This is a genomic window from Stutzerimonas chloritidismutans (genome assembly GCF_051486945.1).
GTDB lineage: Bacteria > Pseudomonadota > Gammaproteobacteria > Pseudomonadales > Pseudomonadaceae > Stutzerimonas > Stutzerimonas chloritidismutans_B.
This window is the reverse complement of record NZ_JAHVDX010000001.1, coordinates 860,909-878,732: the sequence shown is the minus strand read 5'-3', so window position 1 is coordinate 878,732 and position 17,824 is coordinate 860,909. Positions and strand designations below refer to the sequence as shown.

At 61.5% G+C, this 17,824-nt stretch carries 17 protein-coding genes; 13 read left to right on the top strand and 4 right to left on the bottom strand.

The features are described 5' to 3' along the window. The first annotated feature begins 276 nt into the window (after positions 1-276). Both topA and KXR72_RS03870 read left to right on the top strand, forming a co-directional pair. A complete protein-coding gene (gene topA / locus KXR72_RS03875; protein WP_437419783.1) occupies positions 277-2,886 on the top strand; it encodes a type I DNA topoisomerase in 2,610 nt (869 codons plus the stop codon). A gap of 66 nt (positions 2,887-2,952) precedes the next feature. Further along, entirely contained in the window at positions 2,953-3,462 is a 510-nt protein-coding gene (locus KXR72_RS03870; RefSeq protein WP_437419782.1) for a DUF6586 family protein, read from the top strand. Here KXR72_RS03870 and KXR72_RS03865 read toward each other — a convergent pair. Then, on the bottom strand, positions 3,449-4,306 hold the full coding sequence (locus KXR72_RS03865) for a DMT family transporter (protein WP_437419781.1): 858 nt from the start codon (positions 4,304-4,306) through the stop codon (positions 3,449-3,451). The two genes, KXR72_RS03870 and KXR72_RS03865, sit on opposite strands and share 14 nt — an antisense overlap. Positions 4,307-4,478: 172 nt before the next feature. Between KXR72_RS03865 and KXR72_RS03860 the strand changes: the two genes are divergently transcribed. After that, entirely contained in the window at positions 4,479-4,712 is a 234-nt protein-coding gene (locus tag KXR72_RS03860; RefSeq protein WP_437419780.1) for a hypothetical protein, read from the top strand. Between the two features lie 66 nt (positions 4,713-4,778). Here the strand turns inward: KXR72_RS03860 and sulA are convergent, their stop codons facing one another. Then, the gene (sulA, locus tag KXR72_RS03855) at positions 4,779-5,252 is read right to left on the bottom strand and encodes an SOS-induced cell division inhibitor SulA (RefSeq protein ID WP_437419779.1); all 474 of its coding nucleotides are present in this window, start codon (positions 5,250-5,252) and stop codon (positions 4,779-4,781) included. A gap of 10 nt (positions 5,253-5,262) precedes the next feature. Then, on the bottom strand, positions 5,263-5,871 hold the full coding sequence (lexA, locus tag KXR72_RS03850; protein ID WP_437419778.1) for a transcriptional repressor LexA: 609 nt from the start codon (positions 5,869-5,871) through the stop codon (positions 5,263-5,265). A gap of 196 nt (positions 5,872-6,067) precedes the next feature. Between lexA and KXR72_RS03845 the strand changes: the two genes are divergently transcribed. The 8 genes from KXR72_RS03845 to KXR72_RS03810 all read left to right on the top strand — a co-directional run bounded on the left by KXR72_RS03845 (position 6,068) and on the right by KXR72_RS03810 (position 13,078). Then, the gene (locus tag KXR72_RS03845) at positions 6,068-6,775 is read left to right on the top strand and encodes a TetR family transcriptional regulator (RefSeq protein ID WP_437419777.1); all 708 of its coding nucleotides are present in this window, start codon (positions 6,068-6,070) and stop codon (positions 6,773-6,775) included. 38 nt (positions 6,776-6,813) lie between these two features. Next, the gene (locus KXR72_RS03840) at positions 6,814-7,353 is read left to right on the top strand and encodes a L,D-transpeptidase family protein (protein ID WP_437419776.1); all 540 of its coding nucleotides are present in this window, start codon (positions 6,814-6,816) and stop codon (positions 7,351-7,353) included. Beyond that, positions 7,353-8,351 carry a beta-N-acetylhexosaminidase gene (gene nagZ, locus KXR72_RS03835; protein WP_437419775.1) on the top strand — a complete coding sequence of 333 codons (999 nt, stop codon included), beginning with the start codon at positions 7,353-7,355 and terminating at the stop codon, positions 8,349-8,351. The genes KXR72_RS03840 and nagZ overlap by 1 nt, the downstream gene beginning before the upstream one ends. 14 nt (positions 8,352-8,365) lie before the next feature. Beyond that, positions 8,366-9,103, top strand: a complete 738-nt coding sequence (locus KXR72_RS03830) for an S-methyl-5'-thioinosine phosphorylase (protein WP_437419774.1) — start codon at positions 8,366-8,368, stop codon at positions 9,101-9,103. A 170-nt stretch (positions 9,104-9,273) separates the two neighbouring features. Then, on the top strand, positions 9,274-9,771 hold the full coding sequence (locus KXR72_RS03825; protein ID WP_437419773.1) for an LEA type 2 family protein: 498 nt from the start codon (positions 9,274-9,276) through the stop codon (positions 9,769-9,771). An 8-nt stretch (positions 9,772-9,779) separates the two neighbouring features. Next, the gene (locus tag KXR72_RS03820; protein ID WP_437419772.1) at positions 9,780-9,986 is read left to right on the top strand and encodes an SEC-C metal-binding domain-containing protein; all 207 of its coding nucleotides are present in this window, start codon (positions 9,780-9,782) and stop codon (positions 9,984-9,986) included. 7 nt (positions 9,987-9,993) lie between these two features. Beyond that, positions 9,994-10,458, top strand: coding sequence for a DUF2489 domain-containing protein (locus tag KXR72_RS03815; RefSeq protein WP_437419771.1), 465 nt, complete (start codon positions 9,994-9,996; stop codon positions 10,456-10,458). Between the two features lie 64 nt (positions 10,459-10,522). Next, positions 10,523-13,078, top strand: coding sequence for a penicillin acylase family protein (locus KXR72_RS03810; RefSeq protein WP_437419770.1), 2,556 nt, complete (start codon positions 10,523-10,525; stop codon positions 13,076-13,078). A 6-nt stretch (positions 13,079-13,084) separates the two neighbouring features. Here KXR72_RS03810 and tsaA read toward each other — a convergent pair whose 3' ends face one another. Next, positions 13,085-13,777: a tRNA (N6-threonylcarbamoyladenosine(37)-N6)-methyltransferase TrmO gene (gene tsaA, locus KXR72_RS03805; protein WP_437419769.1), complete on the bottom strand. Its 693-nt coding sequence runs from the start codon at positions 13,775-13,777 to the stop codon at positions 13,085-13,087. Positions 13,778-14,138: 361 nt separating this feature from the next. Between tsaA and betT the strand changes: the two genes are divergently transcribed. Together betT and betB are read left to right on the top strand one after the other, a co-directional pair. Beyond that, complete coding sequence (gene betT, locus KXR72_RS03800; RefSeq protein ID WP_437419768.1) at positions 14,139-16,205, top strand: choline BCCT transporter BetT; 2,067 nt, start codon at positions 14,139-14,141, stop codon at positions 16,203-16,205. Positions 16,206-16,302: 97 nt separating this feature from the next. After that, positions 16,303-17,775 carry a betaine-aldehyde dehydrogenase gene (gene betB / locus KXR72_RS03795; RefSeq protein WP_437419767.1) on the top strand — a complete coding sequence of 491 codons (1,473 nt, stop codon included), beginning with the start codon at positions 16,303-16,305 and terminating at the stop codon, positions 17,773-17,775. The last annotated feature ends 49 nt before the right edge of the window (positions 17,776-17,824 follow it).

Below are 17,824 nucleotides of genomic sequence, written 5' to 3'. Positions count from 1 at the left end.
CGTGCTTGACCTTGCGTCCGTCGCCACTATATATAGCGGTGCTTTTCCAGCAGAGCGTGCATCGCCGTGCGCTGCCGGGATTGGTAAAAAGACCCACCGGGCAGCGGCGCTGCCAAGGGATTTCGCAGTGGGTATGGAAGATTTCCGAGGCATTTCGTTGCCTCACCGCAGCGCTGGACTGGCCTGCTTCGCTTCTTTCTGCGGTACCGATCTGTGGTGTGCTGCGCCGCCGATCCACTCTTAAAGCCATCTCTAGATTCAGGAACCTTCCTCTCCATGGGTAAATCGCTGGTCATCGTGGAATCACCGGCCAAGGCCAAGACAATCAACAAGTATTTGGGCAACCAGTACGTGGTGAAGTCGAGTATCGGCCACATCCGCGACCTTCCCACCAGCGGCTCGGCCGTTCGCGAGCCGGCCAAGCGGGGCAAAGCCGCCGCCGAGGCACCTGCTTTGTCACCGAAGGAGAAGGCCAAGCGCCAGTTGGTCGCGCGGATGGGCGTCGATCCTGAGCATGGCTGGAAGGCTCGCTACGAAATTCTCCCTGGCAAAGAAAAGGTCATTGACGAACTGCGTAGGCTGGCCAAGGAAGCCGACACCATCTATCTCGCGACCGACTTGGATAGAGAGGGGGAGGCCATCGCCTGGCACCTACGCGAATCGATAGGCGGCGATGACAGCCGATACAAGCGCGTGGTGTTCAACGAAATTACCAAGAAGGCCATCCAGGAGGCCTTCGCTCAGCCGGGCGACCTGGACATCAACCGTGTCAATGCGCAGCAGGCGCGGCGCTTTCTTGACCGTGTGGTTGGCTACATGGTCTCCCCGCTGCTGTGGGCCAAGATCGCCCGCGGCTTGTCTGCCGGCCGCGTGCAGTCCGTCGCCGTAAAGCTGGTCGTCGAACGCGAGCGCGAGATCCGCGCCTTCGTGCCGGAGGAGTACTGGGAAGTTCATGCCGATCTTGCAACCTCTAGCGACGCCAAGGTTCGCTTCGAGGTGGCGCGTGAGAACGGCGAGGCTTTCAAGCCGCTGAATGAGAGCCATGCCATGGCAGCGCTGGAGCAGCTCAAGGGCGCCAGCTACAGCGTGGCCAAGCGCGAGGACAAGCCGACCAGCAGCAAGCCCTCGGCACCTTTCATCACCTCGACGCTGCAACAGGCGGCGAGCAATCGCCTCGGTTTCGGCGTGAAGAAAACCATGATGATGGCGCAGCGACTCTACGAAGCGGGCTACATCACCTATATGCGTACCGACTCGACCAACCTGTCCGCCGATGCATTGACCATGGTCCGTGGCTTTATCGAAGGCGAGTTCGGCGACAAGTACCTGCCGGAGAAGCCCAACTTCTATTCCAGCAAGGAGGGTGCACAAGAGGCCCACGAAGCCATCCGCCCTTCGGACGTCAACCTTCGGCCGAACCAGCTGTCTGGCATGGAGCGCGACGCGGAGCGCCTCTATGACCTGATCTGGCGCCAATTCGTGGCCTGCCAGATGCCGCCGGCTCAATACCTGTCCACCAGCGTGACTGTGACAGCCGGCAACTTCGAATTGCGTGCAAAGGGGCGCATCCTCAAGTTCGACGGGTATACCAAGGTGATGCCGCAGCAGAGCAAGAGCGGTGAGGACGATGTACTGCCGGAAATGAACAAGGGCGACGGGATGAAGCTGGTCAAGCTCGACCCGAGCCAGCACTTCACCAAGCCGCCGGCGCGTTACTCCGAGGCCAGCCTGGTCAAGGAAATGGAAAAGCGCGGCATCGGCCGGCCGTCGACCTATGCGGCGATCATCTCGACCATCCAGGACCGCGGCTACGTCTCGCTGCACAACCGCCGCTTCTATTCCGAGAAGATGGGCGACATCGTCACCGAGCGGCTCTCCGAGAGTTTCAATAACCTGATGGACTACGGCTTCACTGCCGGCATGGAAGAGCACCTCGACGACGTGGCCCAGGGCGAGCGTGAGTGGAAGCACGTACTCGATGAGTTTTACGGTGACTTCCGCAACAAGCTTGAGCTTGCCGAGGGCAGCGAGAACGGTATGCGCGCCAACCAGCCGACGCTGACCGACATTCCCTGCAAAGTTTGTGGCCGGCCGATGATGATCCGTACGGCTTCGACCGGCGTATTCCTGGGTTGCTCGGGCTACAGCCTGCCTCCCAAGGAGCGCTGCAAGTCGACCGTCAATCTGGTTCCGGGTGACGAGATCGCCGCGGATGACGAAGGCGAGTCCGAGTCCCGCGTGCTGCTGGGCAAGCATCGTTGCCCGATCTGCAGCACCGCGATGGATGCTTATTTGTTAGACGAGACGCACAAGCTGCATATTTGTGGCAACAATCCCGACTGTACTGGTTACGAAATCGAAGAAGGTCAGTACCGGATCAAGGGCTACGAAGGCCCAAGCCTCGAATGCGACAAATGCGGTAGCGAAATGCAGCTCAAGACTGGGCGCTTCGGCAAGTTCTTCGGTTGCACCAACGCCGAATGCAAGAACACGCGCAAGCTGCTACGCAATGGCGAGGCGGCGCCGCCGAAGATGAATGCAGTGAAAATGCCGGAGCTCAAGTGCGAGAAGGTGGATGACACGTACGTCCTGCGCGATGGCGCGTCCGGCCTGTTCCTGGCGGCGAGCCAGTTCCCGAAGAATCGCGAAACCCGTGCACCGTTGGTCAAGGAGCTCATTTCTCACCGCGACGAGATCGATCCGAAATACCATTTCTTGCTCGATGCGCCGCAGCAAGACCCGGAGGGGCGCCCCGCAGTCATTCGCTTCAGCCGCAAGACCAAAGAGCAATACGTGCAATCGGAGGTCAACGGAAAGCCGACCGGCTGGAAGGCATTCTTCGATGGCGGCAAGTGGAAGGTCGAAGACAAGAGCACTCCGAAGTAACATCCACTTGGGCCGGCCGCCACATAGGTGCTCCGGCTCAACCTCAACTCAGTGGAGACCACCGCCATGGCGCACGAGCTCTATACGCGGACCAACCAGAAAATCTACTTTGCCGGTTTGTCCCTTGAAAGCTGGCGACGCGCCGAGGAAAAGAGCGGGCTGAATGCGCCCGGCCTGATCCAGGCCGAGCGGGAGGCGAGCTTATTCCACCTGTATGGCGCCGTGCTTGGCTTGTGCCATGAGGTCGCCGGTTACTACCGCCTGCCCAACGCCGGCGAACCCCGTGTCGAGGCGATGCTGATTGGCCAGGCCAGCCCCAGCCCGGAGTTCAGCGAACTCATGGAGCTCACGGCGAACGACGAAACCTGGCTTGCGCAATTGCTCAAAGCGCATGCTGGATTGTTCGAGCCACCGCGCGCACCCGCAAAGGCCAAGACAGACCCAAGCCTGCCGATCATCGAAGCGGTGAGCATTGGCGAAGAACGCCCGGCGTTGTCTCGCGAGCAGGTCGAAACCTGGCGGCAAGACCTCAAGGCACTGGCGCTGCGTTTTCGTGAGGCGCTTACCGAGTGGTAACGCCTCGGGTTCGCTGCCGTGGAAGAAGCACGAGCGCGATGCCCCCGAGAATGGCCAAGCCGGCGAGCACGATGCGCCCGGTAAGGCTTTCACCCAACAACAGGCTTCCAGCGAGGGCTGTGATCAGCGGTACGCTCAACTGGACACTGGCACCCTGAACGGCGCTGAGTCCCGGTAGTGCGGCATACCAGATCGCGTAGCCGATCCCCGACGTCAGGGCGCCGGACGCTAAGGCATACAGCGCGCCGGTCGAATCCCAGTCTAGCCGCGCCATCGCGGCCACGCACAAAGCTGCCGCGATAGGCGTCCCGCGCGCGAAATTGCCCGCTGTGGTTGCCAGCGGGTTCGGCCTTCCTTTGCCCATTAGCGAGTACGCCCCCCACGCGACGCCTGATACAACCATCAGCAGCGAAGCTACCAACGGGGGCGCGCTTGCACCCGGAAGCAGGAGCGCGACCACGCCGGCGGCAGCCAGAAGCATGCCGCCGATCTGCATGGCCACTAGGCGTTCGCCGGACAATAGGCCCCACCCGATCATGCTGAGCTGGACTGCTCCGAATAGCAGTAATGCCCCAGCGCCGGCGTCGAGCTGGACGTAGGCATAGGAAAACGCAGCGGCGTACGCGAACAGGGCGAGCGCGCCGCGCCAGCTCCCGGCGGGCGCGGTTGTCTTCGCTCGCATACGCACGATTAACCAGAGCACACCGGCGCCAGCGAACAGGCGTAACGCCGTGAACGTGGCCGGATCGATTGTGCTGTCCCGCAGCGCGGCGCGGCACAGCAATGAGTTACCGGCGAAGGCAAGCATGGCCAGAGCGGTGAGCAAGTAGGTCCGCGACGTCATAGGGGTTGGGTCCGCATGGCTGGGCTGCACAAGCCCCGACGGGCCATGCTACTGCGCGGTGAAGGTCCGGTGCATCCGCGATCGAATGCCAGTCCGTGGATCTCGAAGGTGAGGGCTGGCGGTCAAGTCGGTGGCTGCTACAATGCCGGCCTTTCACGAGAGAGCCAGTCCTATGCCAACCTCATTTCTTGAAATCGTCGAGCTCCCCGATGGCAGCATCGTGTTGCGTCGCGCCGATGACGAAGGGGTGCTGGTAACGCTGGATTTCTCCGACGACGCGAAAGCATTCCTGCAAGGGCAGCATGTGGAAATCGCCAAAGCGATGTTCAATGTGGGTGTTCAGATGGCGGGGCGGATGTCGGAAGGGGAAATCGAGCAGGAAGAGGCGCCACGCGTCCTGCATTGAGTGAGAGGGGCGTTGCGCCCTGATTTAACGTCCGGCACTTTCCATGTGCCGTTTCCATGGCCGGGTTCAGGCCATTCGGATGTTCAAGCTTTGAGCGCCGCCCTGTTCGGCCGCGGCGCGTAGCTTGGCCCTGCTGTTACGGTCCAAGCGGTCGAACCAGGTAATCACTGTATGGCTGCAACCGGACATCAGCGCTTTGCAGGCAAGGTCAAGTGCGCCTTGAGTGGCTTTCTCGGGCAAGAGCAAGATGCGGTCTCGGTTGAAGCCGCTTTCCTTCAGCCAACCATGCGAAAGTGAGCCGGGCGGTGCGATCAGCGTTAGCCAACGGGTGTCAGCAGCCTGGCTAAGATCGCGAAGAATAGGTGCAATCAGCAGCCGGCAATGCGCTTCGCTACCGGTCAACATCATTTCGCTGAGACGTTCTTCAGCGGGGGCTGTCACCTGAATCTTGCTGAAGGGGCTTACGGCTTGGGAAAGCATTCCCTCGAACAGGGACAGCTGTGGCGGGTTGCCTGCAACGGGTAGTGGTTGATACTGCATGAACCTCTCCTTAACGGCGAATCACGCCGACACTCAAGCCTTCTATCACCAGTTCCTGCTGCTCAAGGTCGACTTCAATTGGGGCGAACTCGGGATTTTCGGCCAATAGCCAGACCTTGTTGCCCTCTCGCTTGAAGCGTTTGACGGTCACTTCATCATCCAAGCGTGCTACCACGACCTGGCCATTCCGGGCTTCGCGCGTGGTGTGCACTGCAAGCAGGTCACCATCGAATATCCCGATATCCTTCATGCTCGTTCCACGGACGCGCAAAAGGTAATCGGCACGGGGATGGAAAAATGCAGGGTTGATCTGACAAGATTCTTCGATGTTCTGTGCTGCAAGAATGGGGGCGCCGGCCGCCACTCGCCCAATCACTGGTAGCCCGCTGTCCTCTGCGGCAGGTTCGAAGCCTGGCACCCTGATGCCACGAGAGGCGCCAGGGGTCATCTCGATAGCGCCCTTGCGCGCCAATGCCTTAAGGTGCTCCTCGGCGGCATTCGGTGACTTGAACCCTAGCTCCTGCGCAATTTCTGCACGTGTCGGTGGGTAGCCGTTGTCTTCGAGGCAGCGCTTGATGAAGGCGAGGATTTCCGACTGCCGCGGGGTCAGTTTGATCATGGAGGCACTCTGTTCTTATATACAGGTGCTGGGATTATATACAGTGTATTGGTCATGGCAATCGTTGTGTGGTTGAGCCAGGTGCGGGCATGGTGCAAGCTTTCGGCCTCCGAGCCGGGTGTCCAGGGGTTTCAGGTTGACTTGGTAAAGGCCGGAACGTAAGTTTCAAACACTTGTTTGGTGTGCGGGAGCAGGCATGGCGCAGTCGGAAACAGTCGAGCGAATTCTGGACGCAGCGGAACAGCTGTTTGCAGAAAAAGGCTTCGCCGAAACGTCACTTCGCCTGATCACCAGCAAGGCCGGGGTCAACCTCGCTGCGGTCAACTACCACTTCGGCTCGAAGAAGGCGCTGATCCAGGCAGTGTTCTCCCGGTTTCTCGGCCCCTTCTGTGCCAGCCTGGAGCGCGAGCTCGACCGGCGCGAAGCGCAGTCCGATAAGACCGATACGCTCGAAGAATTACTGGAAATCCTGGTAGAGCAGGCGCTCGCGGTAAAGCCACGCAGCGGCGATGACCTGTCGATCTTCATGCGCCTGTTGGGACTGTCGTTCAGCCAAAGCCAAGGTCACCTGCGTCGCTATCTGGAGGATATGTACGGCAAGGTATTCCGCCGTTACATGATGCGTGTGCACGAGACCTCGCCGGCTATCCCGCCTATCGAGCTGTTCTGGCGCGTGCATTTCATGCTTGGGGCCGCTGCGTTCAGCATGTCGGGAATCAAGGCACTCCGTGCGATGGCCGAAAACGACTTCGGCGCAAAGACGTCGACAGAGCAGGTCATGCGTATGATGGTGCCGTTCCTCGCTGCCGGCATGCGTGCCGATTCAGTCGGGCTCGACCCGTCATTGGCGCAGGCTCATCCGATCGCCAGGCGTAATGCGTTGGCATTGCCTGCCAAGGGTTGAGTTCACCGGCCTGGGTCGATCGGATAAGCTACCGGCCTATGTCCGAACTCGATCTTCTCCATATATCTATCGCTGACCAACAGCTGTACGGCTTCGCCCGTAATCAGATGCGGGTTCGCATCCCGGTCTCTACGGCGCTCAACGGCGCTGGCGAGCAAAACGGCTCCGGTTGCACACCTCGTGGGCGTCACCGGGTTCGTGCGCGCATAGGCGACGGTTTGCCAGAAGGTGCCGTGCTTCGGGGCCGTCGCTGGACAGGCGAGATCTGGAGCCAGGCGCTGCATGCTCAATTTCCCGGCCGCGACTGGATTCTGTCCCGTATCCTCTGGCTCAGCGGCTGCGAACCAGGCTTCAACCGCATGGGGCAGGTCGACACGTTCCGTCGCTACATCTATTTGCACGGCACGCCCGATACCGAGCCCATGGGCGTGCCGCTTTCTCATGGCTGCATCCGGCTGCGCAATGCGGATTTGCTCGCTCTCTTTTCTCTCGTGCCGGCCGGTTGCGAAGTGAGGATCGAGGAGGCGGCATGCCCGACGTGGGCAAGCGCAGTGCTGGATGAAGGAACCACATCCTGATGCAAGGTTCGTTGATGCTGGACATCGCCGGCACTTGGTTAACTGCGGAAGACCGTCATCTTCTGCGGCAACCGGAGGTAGGTGGCCTGATTCTCTTCGCTCGCAACATCGAGCACCCAAAGCAGGTGAGCGAGCTCACGCGTGCTATTCGCGCCATTCGTCCTGATCTGCTCCTCGCCGTAGACCAGGAGGGCGGGCGTGTACAGCGCTTGCGCCGGGATTTCGTACGCCTCCCGGCAATGGGGGAGCTGGCCAGTCGCGACGATGCTCCACAGCTGGCCGAAACCTGTGGTTGGGTCATGGCCACGGAGGTGCTGGCCGTCGGGCTGGATTTCAGCTTCGCGCCGGTCCTGGACCTGGATTACCAGCGCAGTGCGGTGATTGGCGCTCGGTCGTTCGGTGGCGACCCCCAGCGCGTCGGCGAACTCGCCGGAGCATTCATCCGTGGCATGCGCCGTGCGGGGATGGCAGCGACCGGCAAGCATTTCCCTGGACATGGCTGGGCTGAGGCCGATTCGCATGTTGCCATTCCGGTTGATGAGCGCCCGTTAGAACTGATTCGCCAGCAGGACATGCTGCCGTTCCGTCAGTTGGGTTTCGAGCTGGATGCTGTCATGCCCGCGCATGTCATCTATCCCGCCGTTGACGACCAGCCGGCCGGCTTCTCCCGCCGCTGGTTGCAAGACATGCTCCGTGGCGAGCTCGGCTTCGGCGGGGTGATCTTCAGTGACGATCTGTCGATGGCCGGCGCGCACGTTGCGGGTGATGCGGCCGGTCGCATCAAGGCCGCATTGCAGGCTGGCTGTGACATGGGCCTCGTCTGTAATGATCGTGCTGCTGCCGAGCTGGCCCTGACCGCGCTGCAGCGGATGGAGGTGCGGGCGCCCGGGACGCTGGCGACCATGCGCCGACGCGTGATCGGCACCCTGGAATACAAGCAAAATCCGCACTGGCGAGCTGCCATCGAACGTCTCAAAGCGGCTGGCCTGATCGCCTGAGGCAAGGAAAACGCATGACTGTCCACGCCATCATCGGCGGTACTGGCCTGACTGAATTAGCTGGCCTGGCCCTGAGCGAAGCACATTTCATCGAGACGCCTTACGGTCCGCCGTCTGCCGATATCCTGCGCGGCGAGTATGCCGGTAACGAGGTGTTGTTTCTTGCACGTCATGGGCACCCGCACCGGCTTCCTCCGCATCAGGTCAACTATCGCGCCAATCTGTGGGCGTTGAAGCAGGCGGGTGCCGAGGCAGTCATCGCGGTCAACGCCGTCGGCGGCATTCACGCTGCGATGGCGGCCGGTCACCTCTGCGTGCCGCGTCAGCTGATCGACTACACGCACGGGCGCGAGCACACCTTCTTCGATGGCGACATCGAGCACGTCACCCATGTCGATTTCAGCTTTCCCTATGATGAGTCGTTGCGCCAGCGATTGATTGCCGCGCTTGCCGCCGAAGGTTATGCGTACAGCAGCCACGGCGTTTATGGCTGTACGCAGGGCCCCCGGCTGGAAACGGCTGCCGAAATCGCGCGGATGGAGCGAGACGGTTGCGACATCGTGGGCATGACCGGGATGCCCGAAGCGGTACTGGCACGTGAACTCGGCCTGCCTTATGCGTGCCTGGCGCTGGTGGTCAATCCTGCGGCGGGCAAGACAGCCGGGATCATCACCATGGCGGAGATCGAGACGGCGCTCAATGAAGGCATTGGCAAGGTCCGTGGCGTGCTCGCGCGTGCCTTGCTTGGCTAGGCCCCGCGGCCGAAGGCGTGAAAGGAGGCAATCCACCCGCGATGATCGCGGCTTCAGGCTCTAGCAGGCGGCGGTAGCAAAGTCGTAGCACAGACGTGCTAAATTCGCCCACCAGTGCATTGCAGGCCGAAGTCCGCTTGCTACACTTGGCCGTCCTTTGGAGTACCGGAATGCTGTACCACGCGCCTATAAAAAGAATATCCAGAGTTGTGGTCCTGCTAGGGTTGCTGTCCGTCAGTGCGGGCTGCTCGACCTGGTTCTCCAGTGACTTTGAGGATCCTGAAGTCCAGCTGACGGATGTCGAGATCATTAAGGCGCGATTGCTCGAACAGCAATTCATGCTGCGCTTTCGTATCGACAATCCCAACGAGCGGAGCCTGCCGGTACGCGGGCTCGTCTATCGCGTCCATCTCAACGAAATCGAACTGGCCAGTGGAGAATCCAGCGCATGGGCGACGGTCCCGGCCCATGGGTTCGAGTATTACGAAGTACCGGTGCATACCAATCTCTGGCGTCACATGAAGTACATCGTCCGGCTGCTGGAAAAACCGGACAGGCCAATCGCCTATCGTCTGGATGGCGAGCTGAAAACCGGTTTGATGCTCGGTCGGGGCGTGCACATCTCAACCAATGGCGAGATAATCCCCGGCAACTTTCTTCCGGAGTAGCGACACTGATGAACCAGCAGCAACCTCATGTGCACGGGCCCGATTGCAACCATGACCATGACCATGACCATGACCATGACCACGCCCACCACGTCCACGGGCCGCATTGCAACCATGGCCATGATCCCGTGCGTAATCCGCTGAAGAGCATCGGCCGCAACGACCCCTGTCCGTGCGGCAGTGAGAAGAAATTCAAGAAGTGCCACGGAGCCTGACGCGCATATGACGTCCTGGGCCATCCTCCTGATCGTCGCCGGGCTGCTTGTCGTTGCAGCGCTGGCAGGTTATGCCCTGTACCTATGGCGCAAGGTTTGGCGACGTGAGCAGCAGTTGGCTGACCTGCAGGCCAGCCAGCACGCTGCGCTGGCGGAGGACCTTCGTATCCTTGCAGGCAGCCTGCTCGACGAGCAGGTTCCGCTCATCGAAGGGGCCATCCGCATCAAGGTGTTACTCGACAACTACGACGCGCAGTTGGGCCAGGACCCGCGATGCGAAGTCTTCCAGCGTCTGTTCGATGCCACAGCGACCGTGCCGACGCACGCCGCCTGGAACGCCCTGGACAAGACCGACCGCCGTCGCCACGAAGCGTCGTTCAGCGCGTTGGAACTGCAGCACAAGGCCGAAGCCCGGCGCTCAGCGCGCTGGCTGCTCGACGAAGCCCTGCCTAAAGGGCGACAGGCTGCCTGATCTGGTGCGCCGCCAACCTCTATTCTCTTGTTTCCCTATCGGGTTTGCGTGCGAGGAGCCTTCGATGTCCCTGCGTCTGCCACATGTTGTGCTTCGCCTTGCCCTGGGGGCTGCGTTGGCGGCCGGGGGGCTCTCAGGGTGCCAGGCCTATCTTGATAGCCGTTACAGTGACAGCCTGCCGCCCGCGCAGGGTGTTCAGGCGATCACTGGCCTCGACAAGAGCGTCAGCATCAGGCGCAACGCGCTTGGTATGCCGCTGATCGAGACGGCGACTTTCCACGATGCACTGTTCGGGCTGGGCTATATCCATGCTACCGATCGCTTGAGTCAGATGGTCAGCCTGCGGCTCATGGCGCAGGGTCGCCTGGCGGAAATGGCAGGCCCTGGCGTGCTCGACGTCGACCGTTTCATGCGGGCAGTGAATCTGCGTCAGAGCGCGTCGGTCCTTTATCGAGACAGCTCGCCGCGTCTCAAGCAGTTCTTCGAAGTCTATGCGCGTGGCGTCAACGCTTACCTGTTCCGTCACCGCGACCGCTTGCCTATGGATCTCGCCGCTGCCGGCTACCAGCCGGAATACTGGAAGCCGGAAGATTCGGTGCTGGTGTTCTGCCTGCTCAACTTCGGACTTTCGATGAACCTGCAGGAGGAAATCGCCTCACTGGTGCTGGCGCAGAAAGTCGGCAGCGACGCGCTTGCGTGGCTGGTGCCGACCTATCCAGACGAAGCCTTGCCGGTCGAGGAGGCGCAGAAGCTCGCGGGGCTGGACCTGAGCGGAACCATCCCGGGGCTCGCTGCCGTGGAAGGGGCGGCCAGGCATGTCGCGGGGGTGAACATGCTCGGCGTGGCGGCCTCGAATAACTGGGCGGTCTCGGGCCGCCTCACCCGCAGTGGCAAGCCATTGCTGGCCAATGACACGCATCTTCCGTTGTCGATGCCTTCGTATTGGAACTACGTGCAGATCAGAGCGCCGAAATTTCAGGCTGCCGGGGTGACCATTGCGGGCGTGCCGGCCTTGGTCGCTGGCTTCAACGGCAAGCTGGCGTGGGGCATGACCATGGTCATGGGCGATACCCAGGATCTGTTCCTCGAGCAGGTGCGGCGTGAAGGCGGCCAATGGCGCTACCTCGCAGACGGCAAGTGGTTGCCGATGCGTGAGCGGCACGAAACCTTCATTGTCAAAGGCCAGCGGCCGATCCGCGAGACGATCTACGAAACCCGTAACGGTCCGTTGCTCAATAGCGTGCTGGGTGAGCGACGGCATCCACTACAGCCGATCCGGATGAACAGCGGTTACGGCATTGCATTCAAGAGCCTCCCGTTCGAGGGGGATCGTTCGTTGGACGCCTTCTTCGATCTCTCCCGAGCGCAGTCGGTCGACCAGGCGTTCGAGGCGACGCGAGAGATTCGCGCGGCCGCGCTGAACATTCTGTTTGCCGATGAGCAGGGTATTGGGTGGCAGGTAACGGGGCGCTTCCCCAACCGTCGCGAAGGGCTCGGTCTGTTGCCGTCGCCGGGTTGGGAAGGCCGCTACGACTGGGATGGTTTCGCCGATCCGATGCTGCATCCCTATGATCAGGACCCCTCGCAAGGGTGGCTGGCTACGGCCAACCACCGCACGGTGCCCAAGGGTTACGGCATGCAGTTGTCCAATTCCTGGTATTACCCGGAGCGTGCCGAGCGCATCGCCGAGCTGCTTTCCACAGGCAAGCAGGACACTCGCAGCACGATCGCGATGCAATACGACCAGACGACGCGCTTCGCGGCCAAGCTGAAGGCGATGTTCGATGCGCCAGGCATGGCCGGACCGTTGACGGCAGCGATCGACGCGCTTGCCGAGCCAGCGCGTAGTGACGCACGCCTGGCGCTGTCCCGGTTAATGCGTTTCGACGGCGTACTGGCGCCTGACTCTGCCGATGCGGCCTTGTATGAGGCATTTCTGAGCGAATCGGCGCGTGCGATTTTTCTCGATGAGTTAGGTCCAGACACGAGCCAGGCATGGCAGGCGCTGGTGGAAATGGCCAACGCGTCCTACTCGGCACAGGCTGACCATCTGCTGGGCCGGGACGACAGCCCATTCTGGAATGACGTCTCCACAGCCGAGCAGGAAGATAAACCCAGGATTCTGGCACGCTCACTGGCTGCCGCGGTCGCTTACATGAGGCAGGCCCAGGGTGCGAACCCCGACGCTTGGCGCTGGGGAGGCCTGCACACCTACCAGTGGCGCACAGAAAGCAGCCGGCTGGCGCCCTATCTGCCGCTGGGCCAACGCAACAGCCTGAAAGCGATTTCTGGCTATCTGGACCGTGGCCCCTACGCGGCGGGTGGGGACTTCAGCACGTTGAACGTGTCGGCCTATCGTTGGGGTGACAGCTTCGATACCTGGCTGATCCCGGCGATGCGCATCGTGGTGGACTTCGGGCGGGACGAACCCATGATTGGGCTAAACAGCTCGGGCCAGTCCGGCAACCCGGCGAGCCCGCACTATGCGGACGGGATCGATGCCTGGCTGAAGGGTCAATACCAGAGCTTTCCATTCAGGGGTGATAACCTGGACAAGGTGTACGGCAACCAACGGCTCTTGCTGACGCCGGCACCGCAACAGGCAGCACCCGCGCGCTGATTGCTGCTAGGCGCGCACCACTTCGATCACTCGGATCGTATGAAGATCCGGATAATGCCAGCGCACATCGACATCCCATAGCCGAGTGCCGTATCGACGGTCTGGCGGTGGCGTCTGGTACGCCGGACGCGGATCCTGACTTAGGCACTGCCTGATCAGCTCAACGAGCGGCTCGCCGAGCCGCTGTTCCTCCTGGCTGGCCTGCGCCAGTGCTTCGTCAGACCAGATGACGTCGATCATCTCCGGTGCGCTGGTCGCAAGGCCGTTGTGCGCCTCGGCAATCGAGTCGGCGTAGGGCACGTACGGCTTGATATCCAGCACAGGTGTGCCGTCGAGCAAGTCGATGCCGGAGAGAAATAGCCGACCGGGTTCGATGCGCTCCAGCCGGACGACCGACTGCCCGATGCCGTTGGGACGATGCGTCGCCCGCGTGGCGAAAACACCGACCATGCGATTGCCACCCAGGCGCGGCGGGCGAACCCGCAGTCGCGGTTGCTGCTCAAGGGTTTCGTGAAAAAGAAAGAGCAGCCAGACGTGGCTGACCCGCTCGAGCCCTTCGACGGCTGTCGGTTGGTCAAACGGGGCAATCAATTCCAGCACGCCTCGCGCGGCTGGCGCCAGGTGGGGTTGGCGCGGGATGGCGAATTTTTCCTTGAAGCAGGAGCGGACGAAGCCAATGGGCGAGACGTAATAAGGCATGTCGGCAAGCAGCGTTGGTAGGGGCGTCTATCTTAGCGAACGCAGCGCGTCACAAGGGCGCGCAATGAAGCGCGTGTCGGCTATAACGCGCCTAAAGCCAGGGTTGGCGTGCAGAGTTGCCGATATTCGTGTAGGATAGCCGCCCTTTTTTAGAACATAGGCTATTTTTGATTTACGGCTGCATGGCTGCACCTGTTTCCGCGCCAAGATCGCGACGATCTTTGGTGGCATTCGGCGTACCGCACCTCGGTATGACTTCTTTTGGCAGCGACCTTCGCTGCCTCCAAGGCAGCGCCCCGGTCTGCCGCTTCCATCGCACCGCGATGTCCCCAAGCCAGAACAAGTTCAGGAGAACGAACTGATGAACGAGGCTGAGCTCTCACCCAATGACAAGGATCCATCCCCTGACCGTATCAACCCGGTCGTCTTCTACAGTTCCGCGATTGCCATCGTTGCCTTTGCGCTGTGGACGATGTTTTCCACCGACGCATCGCTGAACGTGATCAATGCCGTGCTCGGCTGGATCTCCGACACCTTCGGCTGGTTCTACTTTCTCGCCGTTGTGGCCTACCTGACCTTCGTCGTGGTGATTGCGACAAGCCGCTACGGCAAGATTCGGCTCGGGCCCGATCACTCGAAGCCGGAATTCAACGTACTGACCTGGGCGGCCATGCTGTTTTCCGCCGGGATCGGGATCGACTTGCTGTTCTTCTGCATCGCCGAACCCATTACCCAATTTCTCGAGCCGCCGATCGGTGAAGGCGGCACCTACCAGGCGGCGCGCCATGCCATGGAGCTGACATTCCTGCATTGGGGGTTGTCCGGGTGGGGCGTTTATACGTTGGTTGGCATGTCGCTGGCGTACTTCAGCTTTCGCCAGGGGTTGCCGCTGTCGATCCGCTCGTCGCTCTATCCCATTTTCGGCAAGGGCATCTATGGACCGATCGGGCACACGGTGGATACCGCGGCGGTGTTGGGCACCGTGTTCGGCATTGCGACCAGTCTAGGTATCGGCATTATCCAGCTCAATTTCGGCCTCAATTACATTTTTGGAGTGCCGGAAGGGACCTTCACGCAGGCTGTCCTGGTGGTGCTCATCGTCGTGTTCTCGGCGATATCTGCCGCGACCGGTGTCGAGCGAGGCATTCGCCGCTTGTCTGAATTCAACATGCTGCTGGCCGTTCTGCTGTTGCTCTTCGTGCTGTTCGCTGGCGAGACGACCTTCCTGCTCAACGCGCTGGTGATGAACATCGGCGACTACTTCTCGAACTTCATTAGCCTGTCGTTCGATACCTATGCCTATGAGCAACCCACTGACTGGCTAAACGCCTGGACCGTGTTCTTCTGGGCCTGGTGGATCGCGTGGGGGCCTTTCGTTGGCCTGTTCCTGGCACGCATCTCGCGCGGCCGGACGATTCGCGAGTTCGTCGTCGGCACGCTTTTGCTGCCGCTGGCTTTCATGATGGCCTGGATGTCGATCATGGGTAACAGCGCGATCGAGATGGTCATGCAGGGCGCGGTGGAGTTCGGTGCCCAGGCGGTCAGCAACCCGGGATCGTCGATTTACCTGTTCTTGCAAAGCCTGCCCTGGGCCGGACTGACCACGACGGTTGCGACTGTGCTGGCGATTGTCTTCTTCGTCACCTCGGGCGACTCGGGCTCCCTGGTGTTGTCCAACTTCACGTCGATCCTCAAGGATGCCAACAGCGATGCGCCCGTGTGGATGCGCGTGCTCTGGGCCGCGATCATCGGCGTCTTGACGTTGGCCTTGTTGATCGCAGGCGGACTGACCGCGCTCCAGGGCACGGTTGTAATCATGGGCCTGCCATTTTCAATCGTGCTGGTGTTCATGATGGTGGGCTTGTTCAAGGCGCTGCATGTCGAAGGGGTAATGGCGGACAGCTACCAGAAAAGCCTCGCCGGGCATCTGTCCGGTCGCGCGACGCTGGAGCATGCACAGATGAACTGGAGCCAGCGGTTGTCCCGTGCCATGAGTTTTCCGAGCCTGTCGCAGATCCGTCGCTACCTGAAGGAGACCTGCCGGCCCGCAATGGAAGAGATCCAGAAGGCCCTCGGCGAGAAGGGCGTGCCGGTGGAGATCATTGAAGGTGAGGCCGGCAATGAACATCTCATCCTCAACGTGAACCTCGGCACGGAGCTGGATTTCACCTATCAGATCTGGCCGCTGCGCAGCGCCATGCCGTCCTTTGCCGTACGCACCTCCAGCAGCAGCGCGCACTACTACCGGCTCGAGGCGCACCTGCGCCAAGGCAGCCTGGGCTACGACCTCATGGGGTATTCCAAGCGCCAGCTGATCGAGGACATTCTCGACCACTACGAGCATCACATGCAGTTCCTGCACCTGCAGCGCGAGAAAGGGACCTTGGCAGACGGCGCATCCGAGCCCGGCACTACCGGCAGTCATTGACGCGCTCGCGCAGCGGCTTACCCGTCGGTGCGCGGCAACTCCAACCGCGGCGGCGTCCACGAGACGCCGCCAAACGGACATCCGCAAGAGGTACATCATGGCCCGTTACCCACGGCAACAACTGTATATCCACGGCGCCTACGTCGACGCCAGCAGCGGCCGCCATTTCGAAAGCATCAACCCCGCCAATGGCGAAGTGCTCGCCGAGGTGGCGCAGGCGTCGGCCGAAGACCTCGAACGCGCAGTCAGCAGCGCAGAACAGGGGCAGCGGATCTGGGCATCCTTCACCGGCATCGAACGCGCACGAGTGATGCGCAAGGCCGTGGATATTCTGCGTGAACGCAACGACGCGCTGGCACACCTGGAAACACTGGACACCGGCAAGCCGATCAGTGAAACACGCACGGTCGACATCGTCACCGGCGCCGACGTGCTCGAATATTACGCAGGCTTGGCGCCGGCCATCGAAGGCGAGCAGATCCCGTTGCGTGACACCAGCTTCGTCTACACACGCCGCGAGCCGCTTGGGGTGGTTGCCGGCATAGGTGCCTGGAACTACCCGATCCAGATTGCACTGTGGAAGGCCGCGCCGGCACTTGCAGCCGGCAACGCAATGATCTTCAAACCGAGCGAGGTGACGTCGCTCAGCGCGCTCAAGCTCGCCGAAATATTTACCGAGGCGGGCCTGCCCGCTGGCGTATTCAACGTGCTGACCGGCACGGGAACCGAAATCGGCGCATGGCTGACCGAACATCCACGCATCGCCAAGGTGTCCTTTACCGGAGGCGTGGCGACCGGCAAAAAGGTCATGTCGACTGCCGCGGCGTCCTCGCTCAAGGACGTGACCATGGAGCTGGGCGGCAAGTCGCCGCTGATCGTGTGCGAAGACGCGGACCTCGATCGGGCCGCGGACATCGCCGTGATGGCCAACTTCTTCAGCTCGGGTCAGGTGTGCACCAACGGCACGCGTGTGTTCGTACCGCGGCACATGGCGGCGGAATTCGAAACCAGGCTGCTTGAGCGGATCGGGCGTATTCGTATGGGCGACCCGTTGGACGAACAGACGAACTTCGGGCCAATGGTCAGCTTCGCCCATATGCAGAACGTGCTCGGCTACATCGAAAAGGGCAAGGCGCAAGGCGCGCGGTTGCTGTGTGGTGGCGGTCGAGCGACGCAAGGCGATCTCGCTCGGGGGGCTTACGTCGAGCCGACCCTCTTTGCCGACTGCACGGACGAGATGACCATCGTCCGCGAGGAAATTTTCGGGCCGGTGCTCAGCCTGCTTACCTACGACGATGAAGAGGATGTGATTCGGCGCGCCAACGACAGCGATTACGGCCTCGCGGCCGGTCTGGTCACCCGCGATCTGGCGCGCGCGCACCGGCTCATTCACCGGTTGGAAGCGGGTATCTGCTGGATCAACACTTGGGGCGAGTCGGCCGCGCAGATGCCGGTGGGTGGTTACAAGCAATCCGGCATCGGTCGTGAGAACGGCATCTCGTCGCTTGCGCACTACACCCGGTTGAAGTCCGTACAGGTGGAGCTGGGCGAGTTCGCCTCGGTGTTCTGACGGGCAGGCCGCGCCGGTGCACGAGTCGCGCGCGGCAACAGGAGGAAGC